General features: G+C 39.4%; 11 protein-coding genes. 5 read left to right on the forward strand and 6 right to left on the reverse strand.

Going from position 1 to position 14,912, the window contains the following annotated elements:
• Positions 1–143: 143 nt before the first annotated feature.
• Together BMX11_RS01290 and pnuC are read right to left on the reverse strand one after the other, a co-directional pair.
• A complete protein-coding gene (locus tag BMX11_RS01290; protein WP_090880153.1) occupies positions 144–689 on the reverse strand; it encodes an AAA family ATPase in 546 nt (181 codons plus the stop codon).
• Positions 673–1,278 carry a nicotinamide riboside transporter PnuC gene (pnuC, locus tag BMX11_RS01295; protein WP_090880156.1) on the reverse strand — a complete coding sequence of 202 codons (606 nt, stop codon included), beginning with the start codon at positions 1,276–1,278 and terminating at the stop codon, positions 673–675. Before pnuC ends, BMX11_RS01290 begins: the two co-directional genes overlap by 17 nt.
• Before the next feature lie 520 nt (positions 1,279–1,798).
• Between pnuC and BMX11_RS01300 the strand changes: the two genes are divergently transcribed.
• Entirely contained in the window at positions 1,799–2,116 is a 318-nt protein-coding gene (locus BMX11_RS01300; protein ID WP_090880159.1) for a carboxypeptidase regulatory-like domain-containing protein, read from the forward strand.
• Between the two features lie 196 nt (positions 2,117–2,312).
• Positions 2,313–5,150: a carbamoyl-phosphate synthase large subunit gene (carB, locus tag BMX11_RS01305; RefSeq protein WP_090880162.1), complete on the forward strand. Its 2,838-nt coding sequence runs from the start codon at positions 2,313–2,315 to the stop codon at positions 5,148–5,150.
• A 124-nt stretch (positions 5,151–5,274) separates the two neighbouring features.
• Here the strand turns inward: carB and BMX11_RS01310 are convergent, their stop codons facing one another.
• The 3 genes from BMX11_RS01310 to BMX11_RS01320 all read right to left on the reverse strand — a co-directional run bounded on the left by BMX11_RS01310 (position 5,275) and on the right by BMX11_RS01320 (position 10,609).
• Positions 5,275–6,039, reverse strand: coding sequence for a DNA alkylation repair protein (locus tag BMX11_RS01310; protein ID WP_090880166.1), 765 nt, complete (start codon positions 6,037–6,039; stop codon positions 5,275–5,277).
• 110 nt (positions 6,040–6,149) lie between these two features.
• Positions 6,150–8,594 (reverse strand): TonB-dependent receptor, encoded by a 2,445-nt coding sequence (locus tag BMX11_RS01315; RefSeq protein ID WP_090880169.1) that lies wholly within the window; start codon positions 8,592–8,594, stop codon positions 6,150–6,152.
• Positions 8,595–8,929: 335 nt separating this feature from the next.
• On the reverse strand, positions 8,930–10,609 hold the full coding sequence (locus BMX11_RS01320; RefSeq protein ID WP_090880172.1) for a dipeptidyl-peptidase 3 family protein: 1,680 nt from the start codon (positions 10,607–10,609) through the stop codon (positions 8,930–8,932).
• 112 nt (positions 10,610–10,721) lie between these two features.
• On the opposite strand from BMX11_RS01320, the gene BMX11_RS01325 reads away from it, so the two are divergent.
• On the forward strand, positions 10,722–11,558 hold the full coding sequence (locus BMX11_RS01325) for an N-acetylmuramoyl-L-alanine amidase (protein WP_090880175.1): 837 nt from the start codon (positions 10,722–10,724) through the stop codon (positions 11,556–11,558).
• A 166-nt stretch (positions 11,559–11,724) separates the two neighbouring features.
• On the opposite strand, the gene BMX11_RS01330 is transcribed toward BMX11_RS01325, so the two are convergent.
• Positions 11,725–13,380 carry a glutamine--tRNA ligase/YqeY domain fusion protein gene (locus tag BMX11_RS01330; protein ID WP_090880179.1) on the reverse strand — a complete coding sequence of 552 codons (1,656 nt, stop codon included), beginning with the start codon at positions 13,378–13,380 and terminating at the stop codon, positions 11,725–11,727.
• Between the two features lie 117 nt (positions 13,381–13,497).
• Between BMX11_RS01330 and BMX11_RS01335 the strand changes: the two genes are divergently transcribed.
• Positions 13,498–13,917, forward strand: a complete 420-nt coding sequence (locus BMX11_RS01335; protein ID WP_090880182.1) for a cobalamin B12-binding domain-containing protein — start codon at positions 13,498–13,500, stop codon at positions 13,915–13,917.
• A gap of 2 nt (positions 13,918–13,919) precedes the next feature.
• Entirely contained in the window at positions 13,920–14,699 is a 780-nt protein-coding gene (locus tag BMX11_RS01340) for an enoyl-CoA hydratase/isomerase family protein (protein WP_090880186.1), read from the forward strand.
• Positions 14,700–14,912 lie beyond the last annotated feature (213 nt).

Below are 14,912 nucleotides of genomic sequence, written 5' to 3' on the forward strand. Positions count from 1 at the left end.
AACATACCGTTGAGTTTCATAACTCAACATTACTTAAACCGAGTCCAAGACTCTCCTCCATTAAACAATCCGTAGAACTCCTGTGGAACTCGACGGACAGGATTGTTCTTTCAGCACAGTTAAACAATTAATCAGTTCAACGATTAAGCAATCAATCTATTTGATACTAAAAAACCATCCACAGCCTTTACCGCGTTTTGTATTCTTGCTTCACCCAAGCCACTTATAACCTGATAATTGGCCTTTAAAGCTTGAAGTTCTTTGTGCCAAACTTCCATGAAATGTTCTCTTTGATTAGGGAAATCACGCAAGGGGTCGTCCTGCCAGGGTAGGTCGATATCCATTAAGAGGTAAAGATCGTAGGGTTTTTGAGGAAGCGCATCTAATACAACCTGCGGTGTTTCGCCCAGCATGGCATCACTCCATATTTTAACTGTGATGAAAGTAGTGTCGCAAATAATAAAATTATCCGTACTGGTGGCAAGCACAGCATCTTCCAGGGCTACCTGACCATAAAACATATTGATTTCATCTTGCAAAGTGTATGGGCCATTTAAACCGGCACAATAATAACGGGCATACTCTGGAACCCATGCCACTTGGTAATGGTTAGCCAAATATTGAGATAGTGTTGATTTTCCCGTACTCTCTGGGCCTACAATGGCAATTTTTTTAACTGACTTGTTCACGATACGTTTTTCTCCAATCTAGATAGCCTTTATAAGCGATAATAATTAATACAAAATATAATATAGCGCTTAAGTTAAGCTGTTTGTATATAAATAAAGGGATGTAGCAAATATTGACAAATACCCATAACAACCAGTTTTCTAAAACTTTTCGTGTTAACAGCAACTGGGCTACAAAGCTAACAGCAGTACAAAATCCATCGGCATAAGGTACTGTACTGTTGGTGTACTTATCCATAAACCAACCGAGGGCAATGCTAATCAGGGGAATACTCATTAATATCCAGATCCAATGACTATGATTAAGTTTCTGAATGGGTTTGTGCTGTTCAACCCGCTTGGTTAGCCAAAAATACCAGCCATAAAAGGCTGTGGATAGAAAGTAAACTTGCAAAGCCATATCTCCATACATGGCTTCTCTGTAAAATAAAAATCCATAAGCCGATACGCTGATGATGGATACTGGCCAATTCCAGATACTTTCTTTTGCAGCCAGATAGATGCAGGCAAAACCGGCCAGCACTGCAACCCATTCCAAAGCGGTGGTATGATTAAACTGTTCAATAAGAAACTGAAAAAATGTAGACATTCAGGGTTGCTATATCCAAAAGTAAGAGAAAATTGTCCTAAAAGAAAAAATCCGGTTGAGGAGGGCTCCTGCAACCGGATAATAAACCAAACAAACTATTTATGAAGAAATCCTCATGGCGGGTAACTAATCCGCGGAGGAAGCTTTAGATCATTGTCTAAAGTATTTACAAAACGCAAATACGATCTTGTTATTACAACATTTCTGCCAATAATAGGAGGTAAAACGTTTCATGACTTAATTCTGACGACTGAGGGCATGTTCTCAGATTTTTTTAACAGTATTTAACGATTATCACAAAATAGATACAAACGGAACGACGGTCTTGTAGTAATTATGGTACAAACCCGGGTTTTGGTGTTCATTATTTAAAACTAATCTGGTTAAAGGGTGTTAATTATTTAAGACAATGAGCAAATTTTTTGTTCCTGTGGCACTGAAGTTGCCAATTTTACGTTAACAACATTAGCTAAATTAAATTCAGTCCTTTTAAATCGGATTGAAATTAAAAACATCAGCCATGAAAAAGTTAGGTATTATATTATCGTTATTAATTATTGTTGCCATTGGTTCAATAGCGTTTAAAAGTATACGCTTGGGTGGAATAATGGGAAGAATTGCACCTGTTGATGCGGCTGCTTCAGTATCTCTCGTGTCGGGAACAGATACCCTGAAAGCCCAGTTGAGCCAGGGGGCATTTACATTTACCAATCTAAAACAGGGCGTTTATACGGTTTGGGTTAGGGCAAACGCGCCGTATAAGGATACTTTGATCGAAAATATTGCCGTAAAAGATAGTGCAACCACTGATTTAGGGGAGATTAAACTCCAACAATAAATGTGGTTTTAATGCCATTGGAGGGGGCTTTTTTAGCTCCCTTTTTTATTTTAAAAAAAGTGTCTTAAAAACCGCTGGAAAAACCTATCTTTGCATCCCGACAGAACAGTCGGGATTTTACTCCTAAAAAAGCACAAAATCTCGTTGCTTTGTAGTCTTTACAGACCGTTTAACTTAATTTTATTGATTTTATATCATGCCTAAAGACACTTCTATACGCTCAGTATTAATTATCGGTTCGGGTCCAATCATTATTGGTCAAGCCTGTGAATTTGATTACTCGGGTTCTCAATCGGCCTTATCTCTAAAAGAAGAAGGTATTGCCGTGTCCATCATCAACTCTAATCCGGCAACGATTATGACGGATAAAGTTATTGGCGATCACGTTTATCTTCGCCCATTAACTGTTGATTCTATTGAGGAAATTTTACAAGAGCATATTGCATCTGCCGATTTACCGCGAATCGACGCTGTATTGCCTACTATGGGAGGTCAAACTGCATTAAATTTATGTAAGGAGGCTGAGGAACGTGGTGTTTGGGAAAAGTACGGTGTGCGTGTAATTGGGGTAGATGTTGATGCCATTGAGAAAACAGAAAACCGTGAGGCTTTCCGTCAGCTAATGGTTGATATCGGTGTAGGTGTAGCGACTTCTAAAATTGCCAACTCTTTCCTAGAAGGTAAAGAGGCTGCACAAGAGATTGGCTATCCATTGGTTATCCGCCCTTCATACACATTAGGCGGTTCTGGTGGTGGTTTCGTGCACAAGAAAGAAGATTTTGATGCTGCTTTAAAACGTGGTTTAGAGGCTTCTCCTACGCATGAGGTATTGGTAGAACAAGCAGTTTTAGGCTGGAAAGAATACGAATTAGAACTTTTGAGAGACAGTAACGATAACGTAATCATTATCTGTTCTATCGAAAACTTTGATCCAATGGGTATCCATACCGGAGACTCAATTACTGTTGCTCCTGCAATGACTCTTTCTGATCGTTGCTACCAGGAAATGCGTAACCAGGCTATCAAAATGATGAGAGCTATTGGAAACTTTGCTGGTGGTTGTAACGTTCAATTCTCAGTTAACCCTGATAATGACGAGATCATCGCAATCGAAATTAATCCTCGTGTGTCGCGTTCATCAGCATTAGCAAGTAAAGCTACCGGTTATCCAATTGCTAAAATCGCAGCTAAATTAGCTATCGGTTACAATTTAGATGAGATCGAAAATCAGATCACTAAAACTACTTCAGCTTATTTCGAACCGACGTTAGATTACGTAATTGTTAAAGTACCGCGTTGGAACTTTGATAAATTTAAAGGTGCTAACAAAGAACTTGGCTTGCAGATGAAATCTGTAGGTGAGGTAATGGCTATCGGACGTACTTTTATCGAAGCCTTACAAAAAGCTTGTCAGAGTTTAGAGATTAACCGTGCCGGCCTGGGTGCAGACGGTAAACAAAATAAAAATATCAATGAAATTATGGATGGTTTAGAGCACGCCTCTTGGAACCGTCTGTTCTTAATCAAAGATGCAATGACCATGGGTGTTCCTTTGGAATCTATCCGTAAGGTTACCCGCATTGATAAATGGTTCTTAAACCAAATTCAAGAACTTGTGGCGCTTGAAATCGAATTAAAGCGTTACTCTTTAAATAATATCCCTCGCGACTTCTTGTTTACCCTTAAGCAAAAAGGTTTCTCTGATGTTCAGATTGCCTGGTTACTAGGAAATGTTACGGAAGATGAGGTTTACGAACGCCGTAAAGAATTAGGCATCCGCCGAGTGTATAAAATGGTTGATACTTGTGCTGCGGAGTTTCCTGCACAAACGCCATATTACTACTCTACATTTGAAGAGGAAAATGAATCTATTCCTTCTGACAGAAGAAAAGTAATTGTATTAGGATCAGGTCCTAACCGTATTGGTCAGGGTATCGAGTTCGATTACTCTTGTGTACACGGCTTATTGGCTGCTAAGGAGTCAGGTTTCGAGGCAATTATGATTAACTGTAACCCTGAAACTGTTTCTACCGACTTTAACATGGCCGATAAATTATACTTCGAGCCAGTTTTCTGGGAGCATGTTCGCGAGATCATCGACCTGGAGAAACCAGAAGGTGTAATTGTTCAGTTGGGTGGTCAAACCGCTTTAAAAATGGCTGAGCAGTTAACTGAAAAAGGCATTAAGATTATCGGTACATCATTTGAGAACATGGATCTTGCAGAAGATCGCGGACGTTTCTCTGATTTATTGAAAGAATTAGATATTCCTTATCCACGCTATGGTGTGGCTGAAAATGCTGAAGAGGCATTGGTTGTTGCTAATCAGGTAGGTTACCCAGTGTTGGTTCGCCCAAGTTATGTTTTGGGTGGTCAGGGTATGAGCATTGTAATCAACGATGAAGACTTAGAGAAAGCTGTAGTAAAATTATTAGGTGATCTTCCGGGTAACCGTGTATTAATTGATCACTTCTTAGATAGAGCAGAAGAAACTGAATCTGATTCCATCTGCGATGGAGAAGATGTTCACATCATTGGTATGATGGAGCATATCGAGCCTGCAGGTATCCACTCCGGAGATTCGAGTGCTGTATTGCCTCCATTCAGCTTGAGCACAAGCGTAACCGATCAAATGGAGCTTTACTCTAAGAAATTAGCAAAAGCGTTAAACATCAGCGGATTATTAAACATCCAGTTTGCGGTGAAAGATGAGAAAGTATATGTAATTGAGGCCAACCCAAGAGCATCTCGTACAGTTCCGTTTATCGCAAAGGCTTATGATGTTCCTTACATCAATATCGCAGCAAAAATTATGTTACGTGTAGCGAAATTAAAAGATTTCGAAATCGTACGTAAGCTGAAAGGATATGCCATTAAAGAACCAGTTTTCTCTTACGAGAAATTCCCTGAGGTGGCAAAAGAATTAGGCCCGGAAATGAAATCTACTGGTGAAGCCATTCGTTTCATCAAAGATTTGGAAGATCCATACTTCCGCAAGCTTTACAAAGACAAATCAATGTATTTGAGTAAATAATAACTTAAGGCCGGTGTTCAACATCGGCCTTTTTTGTCCATGGTCCGTGGCCCACGGACCATGAATTGATTGCGATGCACGGACCATGAATTGATTGAGGCCCACGGACCAATACCACGAATCTTTAAAGAATAGCTTTCCCTTCATTCTTCAACCCCAGATAATACGCCCTTTCTCCCGAATCAAAATGTTCTATGGCATAGCGTAGCATAACTCTTGGCATGGTGGCTGCATGTTTATTCGGAAATGAAATCAAGGTGTTTTTGTTCCTTTTACCGGCTTCTCTAATCCATCCACCAACGGCCTTCTGAATCAGGTCTTGAGGATCATTTACCAGGATTTCTGCAATTTTAAAGGTATCTTCTAATTGCTTGTTTTTGATAAAATAGGCGGTACTTACAATGGCAGTTCTTCTTTCCCAGATATTATCCGATAGGGCTAGCTGATACAACACTGTTCTATCCTTACCAATTAAGTAAGCGCCGATGACGTGAGGAGCGGAGCGGTCTACCAGATCCCAGTTATTAATAAATTGATGGTTTTTGAGGTAAAGGTCGAATAATGCTTTCTTCCTGTTTTCAGCTGTTTTTTTATCCCTTGCCTGAAAGTCCATGATACTTACAGCTCCAACTCTTACTTCATGAATTCTATTTTTTAAAAGGATTTCTATTTCTTCAATAGGGAGATTAATAAAAGCTTTGGCGACTTCAAATACTTGTCCCATTCGGATACCCATAAACTGGTCTTCAGCAGCGTAATCACCATCTTCGTTTTTAAAATAGCGTTTAATCTTGACGAGCTCCTCATCCGATTGATAGCGCCACAGTTTTTCTATAAAAGCTTCCGCAGTTAAATTGGAAGTTTGCTTAACGATTTTTTCGACAGGCATCTGTTTTCGGTTTACCTAAAGTTACGGAATTGAATGAGTGAATTATTGAATGAGTGAATGATTGAATGAATGTGAAATGCTAATGAACTAATGACAAATGAACCATTAAACTAATTCTTCATCCTGTTTTGCTCGGCTTCAGTTCCGGTGCTTCTTTTTCTGGCAGGTTTAATTTCATTTTTTCCAAAGCGGTAGGTAAAGCTTAGTCGTACAATACGGGTTTCATTTTTTTGATACAACTCATAATCCAACCCTGGGTAGGCGCTGCTGATTTTATTCACCTGAGTATTGAAAATATCATTTACAGATAACTTTATACTCCCTTTCTTATCCATTACAGTTTGGCTAATACCTGCATCAATTCCATAACGGGTTTTTAATCTTAATACACCATAAGTAACGGGCGATTCGAAGCTCCCCATTAATTCGGCCAGCAAACCTGTTTTAATGGTAAAGGAGTGTTGCGACTTGATCTGGAAAGCTGTGCTTTTGTTATTTAAGGCTTGTCCCGCAAGATCAGGTGCTTTAAAATCTAAATGAAATACATTCGCAGTATTATTCGTTTGCCACCATTTGGCAAAATTAACGGGTACGCTGAGTACAACAGAATAACTGTTTTGGGTAGCAATGTTTTCATTGGTTTGAAACAATGCTTTTTTCTCGTTATCTGGTAATATTACTTCGGTAATCATATCATTTACCCTGCTGTAGTTAAGCGTAACAGAATACTTTTTCTTCAGCATATAGGTCGCCTCAAAATTATGCGTGTATTGAGGGTTTAAGAATGGATTTCCCTGACTGTAAGTGTATTGGTCCAGGTAGTATAAAAAGGGATTTAAGGCATCGTAACTTGGGCGGTCTATCCTGCGGCTGTAAGACACATTCAGGTCGTTGTTTTTCCCTAGCGATTGATTGATAAAAATGCTGGGGAAAAAGTCTAAATAGTTTCTTTCGATCACTTTGCCTGTGGTAACCGAATTTCCTTTAGAATTGGTTTGCTCTGTCCTTAAACCCAATTGTACACTTGTTGTTTTAAATGTCTTATTCAGGTTGAGGTATGCCGCATTTACATTTTCATCGTAAATAAATTGATTACTTCTCAGGATATCATTTTGCCAATTGTTATTGATGAGTTCCTGCGCATTCAGATTGTTGTCTGTTTTTACCCAACTGCTTTTTAGTCCTGCTTCCAGTTTTATCTTCTTTTTTAGGGGCAAAGTATAATCTATTTTGAAAGCTTTAATGTCAATTACCGATGGTGTTTCATTCTTGGTGTATGCAGTTGGGCGGATGGCAACGCCACTGTTGTATAAGTACTGGTTAATGTAGTTAGCCTTATCGTTTCCATGATATCTCGAATAATCTAAATCGGCAGAAATCTCCTGCCCGGCAGTGTCAATTACCGATTTATAATTCATGTTATAGGAAAGGTTGTTGTAACGGTTATCGATAATATTGTTGGCCACAACAGACGAATCTGTTTTAATAAAGGAGTTTCCAATTAAAGTGTTGTTTAGAAAATCTTCGCTACCATTATTAAAGTATCCATTAACCATGACACCCAATGTGTTTTTCTTGTTTAAGAAAATATCTAAGCCCGCCTTGAAGTTATTGCCTGCGTTTTTACGCTCGCTATCGCCCGATTGTGAAAAGTAAGTGTTATTAATCGCGCCATTGGAGATTCTGTCGATAAGGATAAATTGATCTCTTTTATTGCTATAGTAGTTATAATTTCCAAAGAGGTTAATGTGTGCAGTACGGTGGTTGAGGTTAAAACCTCCGCTTGCCCGATAATTTTTACCATAACCTCCGGCCAATGTCATGCTGCCATTGGTGCCACCATTTTTGTTTTTCTTGGTTTTGATGTTAATAATACCTGAGTTACCCGCGGCATCATATTTAGATGATGGGTTAGTTATTAATTCGATACTTTCAATCTCGGCACTCTGCATGTTGCGCAAGAGGTTGGCTACATCCGCACTGCTCATATAGGTTTGTTTACCGTCTAGTTGAATCAATACGCCCTGCTTGCCCAGCATAGAGATCTTATCGTTCTGATCAACCGTAACGCCAGGTGCCTTTTGAAGCAATTCTAAGGCTGTAGAGCCCGTTGCTATTGAGCTGTTGGATACATTCATCACCACGCGATCCATTTTGCGCTCAAAGAGCGGTTTAGTGGTTGCAACAGTTACTTCCTTTAACATTTGCGTTGTGGCCACGAGTTGGGCTGTGCCAAAATCTATTTTTTGGTTGTCGCCGGTTAAAGTCATCACTGAACTTTTTAACGTTTTGTAGCCCATATTGCTGGCTTTATAAAAGTAGCTTCCTTGGTTTTCGATACGGAAGCTAAATAATCCATTTTGATCGGTGAATGCTGTTTTTACCAGGCTGGAATCTGGTAGTTTGAAGAGCACAACAGTCACATAATCGGCAGGCTTTTTCTGCTCATTTAAAATGATTCCGGTAATATTTCCCTTGTTTGCGGTTTGCGCATATAGATTAAGTCCAGTGAATGCGGATATTATGAATATAGTAAGTTTGGTTAGTGTTTTCATTGGTTTATACGCTATTACATTAAAAAAAAGGCAAAAAGAGCTCGCGCAGTACGTTTAAAGCGTCTGTTCCCAGCCTGTTTAATTAAAAGTTTAGTTTTTCCCGGGGGAGATTCTGCTGCCCGGTCATGTTTTAAGACGATGGTTTTCGTAAAAGGTTACAAGTTTTTAGAAATTCTCGTTTCCCTGCGCTTCGATTAGGAACCTGTGTTAGTAGAAGAATGGTTTTTGACGCCAATAATTCGTGAAGCAAGTGGACTGTGTGGCACAGGCTATGGAATAAAAAAACCAGATATACTTTTAAGCATATCTGGTTTTTAATTATAAGAGTTAATATTTTATTTTACGCCAAGTACATCAACACCTTGTTCAAAAACCACATCAACAGGGATGTTCTTTTTAGTTAAGCGGTCTAAATCTTTTTGTAATTCTGCAGAGATTACCGCTTTCTCCTTCTGTGCCTTCTCTACCGCAACTTTATCTCCGTTTCCTTGTAGTGTGATGATGAATGCACTTAAATCATTCATGGCAGATGCAAACTTCTCGAAATTTACCTTGTAAGTGCCGCTGGCCGTACGTTCAAAAGCGCCTTTTTCCTGAAAATAGTTGAAGCATTGCATGTTTGCTTTTCCGTGTGCCTCTGATACCCCAAAGCGTACGGATCTTAAAATGCCGGCCATGAAGGTGGTGTAGTAATCCTTAATATCACCTTGAAGTTCACCCTTTTTCAATAAGCCGGTAACCATGTATAAGCCTAGTATATCGGCTTTGCCTTCTTCTAACCAGCTGTATTGCTCTTTTAAGGCTTCGCGAACAAAGCCCTTTCCGGTAATGGTTTTCTTGATGCCTAAGCCATGTGCAACCTCGTGAAACATCACATTGGCAAAGAAAGCATCGAATTTGATGTATTTCTGTTGCTCAGCATCTATAAGCTCTTTGGAAATCGGAACCAAAATCTTGTCGAATTTAGCTTGCATAGCATTTTTCAGCTGCGAACGGCGTGTTCCTTTTTCCTGTTGTATCTTTTCATCGTTAGGCAGGTTAACGGCAATGGTTTTCGATCCGGCATTACAATCTCCTGCATAGTAAACCACATCGTAAGCATTGAGCTCAGAATCGGTACCAGGTGTTTCGGTTTTGTATTTAGCCGCAACAGGAAGGTTTTTCTGTAATTCGGGAAGCATTTTAACATACTTCGCTAAACGTTTGCTCCACTCTTTATCTTTGATTAAAACATAAGCCTCGTAGCTGGTACGGGCGTTAAACATTTTATCTTCATAGTTTTCTATCGGGCCAATGATGATGTCTAAACCATTTGTTTTCATGTCTAACCAGGCATAATCACTGGCGGTAAAGTTGTCGGTTACCAGTGCATCTGCTCGTAAATTCAGGTATTTTTTTAATCCTGCATCTTCAGCAATAAGTGCTGCTTGTTTTAAAAGTGAGGATGCTTTTTGTAGCTCTGCTGCGAACTGTACATGATAAGGTACAGTACTTAACTTACCTGAACTATCTTTTTTAACAATAGAATATGCCCCAAACTTATCTTGCAGATTGGATTTTTCTATTTCGGCCTTGGTAATGCCGTAAGGATAAAACGAAGCTCCTTCTGGTTTGGCACCCACACCAGCAACAAATGGTTTGTCGTTATTTAATCTATCCCAGGGGCCATAATTGATGTTGACAAAATCGCGTGTTTTTTCATCTTTTATAGTGGCTAACAAGCTATCGCGTTGCGGATAAGCCTGTTTCCAGTATAATTCGTCCATTATTTCTGCTGCCTGAATTAACAGAGGAAGAATTTTCCTGTCATTAACACTAAGCTGATTAATATTGGTGGTTAGTTTTACCTTTTCGTAAATGGGTAATCTTTGCGCTACATAATTGGTTAAGCTGTCTTTCTGTACAGTTTCACCTTTTTCGTTAAAGGTTTTATTATTGTTTGTACAGCCAGTAACTAGAGCAGCCGAAAGGGCCACTGTAGATAGAAATGCAGATGTTTTGTATAAATTCTTCATTCTTAATATATATCGGGGCTAAATTAGTAAAATTTGATTCCATTGTATAAAGTTTGATGCAAAGGATGAAGTTTCCTATAACTTTGTAACTTCATTACTTTAATAACAAATCATGTCGTTAACCTATTCTTCCAAATCTATAGCGCTCTTACTGATCTCTTCAGCATTTTTATGGTCTTCCTGCGGAAGCAGTAAATATGCCGCAACCGAGAAGGTTTATAAACAGAAAACTAAAGAATTTGCCAGGATTATTACGAGCATACCGCCAGAGGGCCAACTTTATGATCCTGTTGAAGGAACAAATCAAACCTGGGTTGGTTCTGTAAATTTTGGGATACGCAAACCCAATTTTGTTATTCTTCACCATACAGCGCAGGATAGCCTGGCACAAACTATTAAAACCTTTCATTCTACCAAAGCAGGCACAAGTGCGCATTACGTGATTAGCAGAGATGGCAAAGTAGTGCATATGGTTAATGATTATTTACGCTCTAACCATGCGGGTGTAAGTAAATGGGGTAAGGATACCGACCTTAATTCATCATCCATAGGTATCGAGCTGGATAACAATGGAACTACAGATCCCTGGCCAGATGCACAGATTAACAGTTTATTGAAATTGCTGGCGACCTTAAAAAAGAACTATAATATACCTGCTGCTAACTTCATCGGGCATTCGGATATTGCACCCAAACGCAAGCCTGATCCCAATAACTTTCCCTGGAAGAAATTAGCCGATAAAGGATTCGGTTTTTGGTATGATGATGTTTTGAAGAATCCGCCTGTGGATTTTGATACCACAAATGCACTGAAATTAATGGGATATGATACCAGCGACCTTGGCGCTACCATTACCGCATTTAAACGCCACTTTATTCAAAGCGATTTAACACCAAAGTTAACACCGGTTGATATTTTGGTGTTGTATAATGTGTATACAAAGTATTAAGAGAACAATAGACATAAAAAAGGGCCCGTCTCCTATAGAGAGGGTGTCATCCTGAGCTTGTCGAAGGACCGGAATAGAGTTGTTAGGTCGTTTCGACAAGCTCAACGTGACAGAATTGAATCGAAATTGCATGGTGATTGCAGCTTCTTTTTATGCTTTAGCTTAATTAAGCTTTCTTAAACGTATCCTTTAAGGTAACGGTACGGTTGAAAACTAATTTATCTGCAGTAGAATCTTTATCTAAACAGAAATAACCCTTTCTGATAAACTGGTAACGGTTATCTAAGCTTGCTTCAGCCAGTGCAGGCTCAATGTAAGCATTTGGCAATATCGTTAAGCTTTCAGGGTTCAGGTAGTCTTTAAAGTCTCCTTCTTCCGCATCAGGTGTTTCAGAAGTAAATAATCTATCGTATAAACGGATTTCGGCAGTTTTAGCATGTTGTGCACTCACCCAGTGAATGGTTCCTTTTACATGGACACCGCTGGTATCGCTGCCGCTCTTCGATTCTGGAATGTAGGTACAGTGAATTTCAGTAACGTTGCCATTTGCATCTTTTACAAAATCTTCGCATTTAACGATGTAGGCAAATTTTAAGCGCACCATTGCCCCAGGAGCTAAACGGAACCACTTTTTCGCCGGAACTTCCATAAAATCCTCGCGTTCTATCCATAGCTCGTTGCTAAAAGGAATTACACGCGTGCCACCGCCATCTTCTGCCTCAGGGTTATTCTCGCCAATTAATTCTTCCGTTTTACCTTCAGGATAGTTGGTAATTACCAGTTTAATCGGGTCTAAAACGGCCATAACGCGATTAGCAGTCTTATTTAAATCTTCACGGATACAAAATTCCAGTAAACTTAATTCGATTAAGTTCTCACGTTTGGCAATACCAATACGCTCGCAAAACTCGCGGATGCTTTTAGGAGTAAACCCTCTTCTGCGCAAACCGCTAATAGTAGGCATGCGTGGATCATCCCAGCCGCTTACTAAATTTTCGTTAACCAATTGAAGTAACTTGCGTTTGCTCATTACCGTACTGGTTAAATTTAAACGGGCAAATTCATATTGTTTGGAAGGGAAAATCTCTAACTTTTCAATCAACCAATCGTAAAGCTCACGGTGAGAAACATATTCCAAAGTACAGATAGAATGCGTAATGTTTTCTATACTGTCGCTTTGTCCGTGGGCAAAATCATACATAGGATAAATACACCATTTGTTTCCGGTACGGTGGTGTTCTGCATGTTTGATGCGATAAATGATAGGGTCACGCATCAACATATTAGGACTAGTCATATCGATTTTTGCACGCAGCGTGTATGCTCCATCGCCAAATTCACCATTCTTCATTCTGGTGAAAAGATCCAGGTTTTCTTCAATGCTGCGGTTACGATGTGGACTATCTTGCCCTGGTTCGGTTGGTGTACCTTTTAATGCGGCAATTTCATCTGCTGTGCTTTCATCCACGTAAGCCAAACCTTTTTCGATCAGTTTTAAGGCAAATCCATATAATTCATCAAAGTAGTTTGATGCATATAATTCATTTTTCCAGTTAAAACCTAACCATTTTATATCCTCTTGCTGGCTATTTACATATTCCGTTTTCTCTGTTACCGGATTGGTATCATCAAAACGGAGGTTGGTATAACCACCATATTTTTGTGTTAGTCCGAAATTTAAGCATATAGCTTTAGCATGGCCAATGTGTAGGTAACCGTTAGGTTCAGGCGGGAAACGCGTAACCAAAGTTTCATACTTGCCACTATTTAAGTCGTTCTCAACAATTTCTTCAATAAAGTTCAATGACTTCTCTTCACTCATAAAAACCTGTAAATTAGGAATGCAAAGGTAAAAAGATTGATCGTAATTCTACTTGTTTTAGTTAATGATTAATTTGATATTCAAAATCGATACATTTACATCAACTTAATATTCATTATGAGCAAAGTATTAAATCGTCCGATACGCGTTTTAGTAGCAAAAGTTGGGCTCGATGGGCACGACAGAGGCGCAAAAGTGATTGCAACGTCTTTACGAGACGCAGGAATGGAAGTGATTTATACAGGCTTACGCCAAACCCCCGAAATGGTGGTAAACACTGCGCTCCAGGAAGATGTAGACGCGATTGGGATTTCCATTCTTTCGGGCGCACACATGACCGTTTTTCCAAAGCTTATCCATTTAATGAAAGAAAAGGAGATGGACGACGTTTTATTAACCGGAGGAGGGATAATTCCGGAGGGCGATAGAAGAAAACTTGCTGATTTGGGGGTTGGGGAACTTTTTCCACCCGGAACTACCATGGCAAGCATTGTAGCATACATTAAAGAATGGGTTACCCAAAATAGAAATTTTTAAGCATGGCATATCAAAACCTAATCACCACAGTAAAGGATAACATTTTATATGTTACCATTAATAGAGAAAAGGCGCTAAATGCGTTGAATAAAGATACATTGACAGAACTCGCAGAAGTTATTGTGTACGCCAATGAAACCGACGAGGTATTGGGAGTAATCTTAACGGGAGCGGGAGAAAAGGCTTTTGTTGCAGGGGCGGATATTAAAGAATTTTCAGATTATACAGGAAAGCAAGGAGAGGAGTTGGCACGAAACGGACAGGAAAAAGTATTTAATGCGATAGAGAATTCTACGAAGCCTTTTGTGGCAGCCATAAATGGATTTGCACTGGGCGGAGGTTTAGAACTGGCTATGGCCTGCCATATCAGGATTGCAGCCGATCAGGCTAAAATGGGCTTGCCCGAAGTTACCTTAGGCCTTATACCTGGTTATGGCGGCACACAGCGTTTAACGCAGCTGGTAGGAAAGGGGAAGGCCATTGAATTGATTATTACCGCCAATATGATTACGGCTGTTGAGGCGGAAAAAATTGGACTCGTAAATCACATCGTTCCACAGGCAGATTTAGTAGCTAAAGCAGAAGAGATACTGAGTTTTGTAAAGCAAAGAGCGCCTTTGGCAGTAGCTGCTGCAATGAAAGCGGTAGTGGCCTCTGTTAATGAACCAGATGGCTACCAGGTGGAAATAGAAGCCTTTGGCAAATGCTTTGAAACAGCCGATTTTAAAGAAGGGGTTGCCGCATTCGTGGAAAAAAGAAAACCTGTTTTTGTTAAAAAATAGTGCTGGTGTATAATTAATTCTATTCTTTGATAAAATAATTGTAGAAAATATTTCCCAACTGGACTAATTTTAGTATATATGTAACATTATTGACGGAAATCTCTCCAGTAATGCTCATCCCTCATGATCTAGAGAATTTTTTAGAATATTAAATTTATTCTGATGAAAAAGAAAATACTAATCATTGACGACGAGGTAAATATTGGTTTGCTG

The sequence above is a fragment of the Pedobacter rhizosphaerae genome (assembly GCF_900111155.1).
In the GTDB taxonomy this organism is placed as follows: domain Bacteria; phylum Bacteroidota; class Bacteroidia; order Sphingobacteriales; family Sphingobacteriaceae; genus Pedobacter; species Pedobacter rhizosphaerae.

Coding starts and splice junctions, on each gene's coding strand:
- pnuC (WP_090880156.1), bottom strand. CDS start 1,278: ATGTCTACATTTTTTCAGTTTCTTATTGAACAGTTTAATCATACCACC.
- BMX11_RS01300 (WP_090880159.1), top strand. CDS start 1,799: ATGAAAAAGTTAGGTATTATATTATCGTTATTAATTATTGTTGCCATT.
- carB (WP_090880162.1), top strand. CDS start 2,313: ATGCCTAAAGACACTTCTATACGCTCAGTATTAATTATCGGTTCGGGT.
- BMX11_RS01310 (WP_090880166.1), bottom strand. CDS start 6,039: ATGCCTGTCGAAAAAATCGTTAAGCAAACTTCCAATTTAACTGCGGAA.
- BMX11_RS01315 (WP_090880169.1), bottom strand. CDS start 8,594: ATGAAAACACTAACCAAACTTACTATATTCATAATATCCGCATTCACT.
- BMX11_RS01320 (WP_090880172.1), bottom strand. CDS start 10,609: ATGAAGAATTTATACAAAACATCTGCATTTCTATCTACAGTGGCCCTT.
- BMX11_RS01325 (WP_090880175.1), top strand. CDS start 10,722: ATGTCGTTAACCTATTCTTCCAAATCTATAGCGCTCTTACTGATCTCT.
- BMX11_RS01330 (WP_090880179.1), bottom strand. CDS start 13,380: ATGAGTGAAGAGAAGTCATTGAACTTTATTGAAGAAATTGTTGAGAAC.
- BMX11_RS01335 (WP_090880182.1), top strand. CDS start 13,498: ATGAGCAAAGTATTAAATCGTCCGATACGCGTTTTAGTAGCAAAAGTT.
- BMX11_RS01340 (WP_090880186.1), top strand. CDS start 13,920: ATGGCATATCAAAACCTAATCACCACAGTAAAGGATAACATTTTATAT.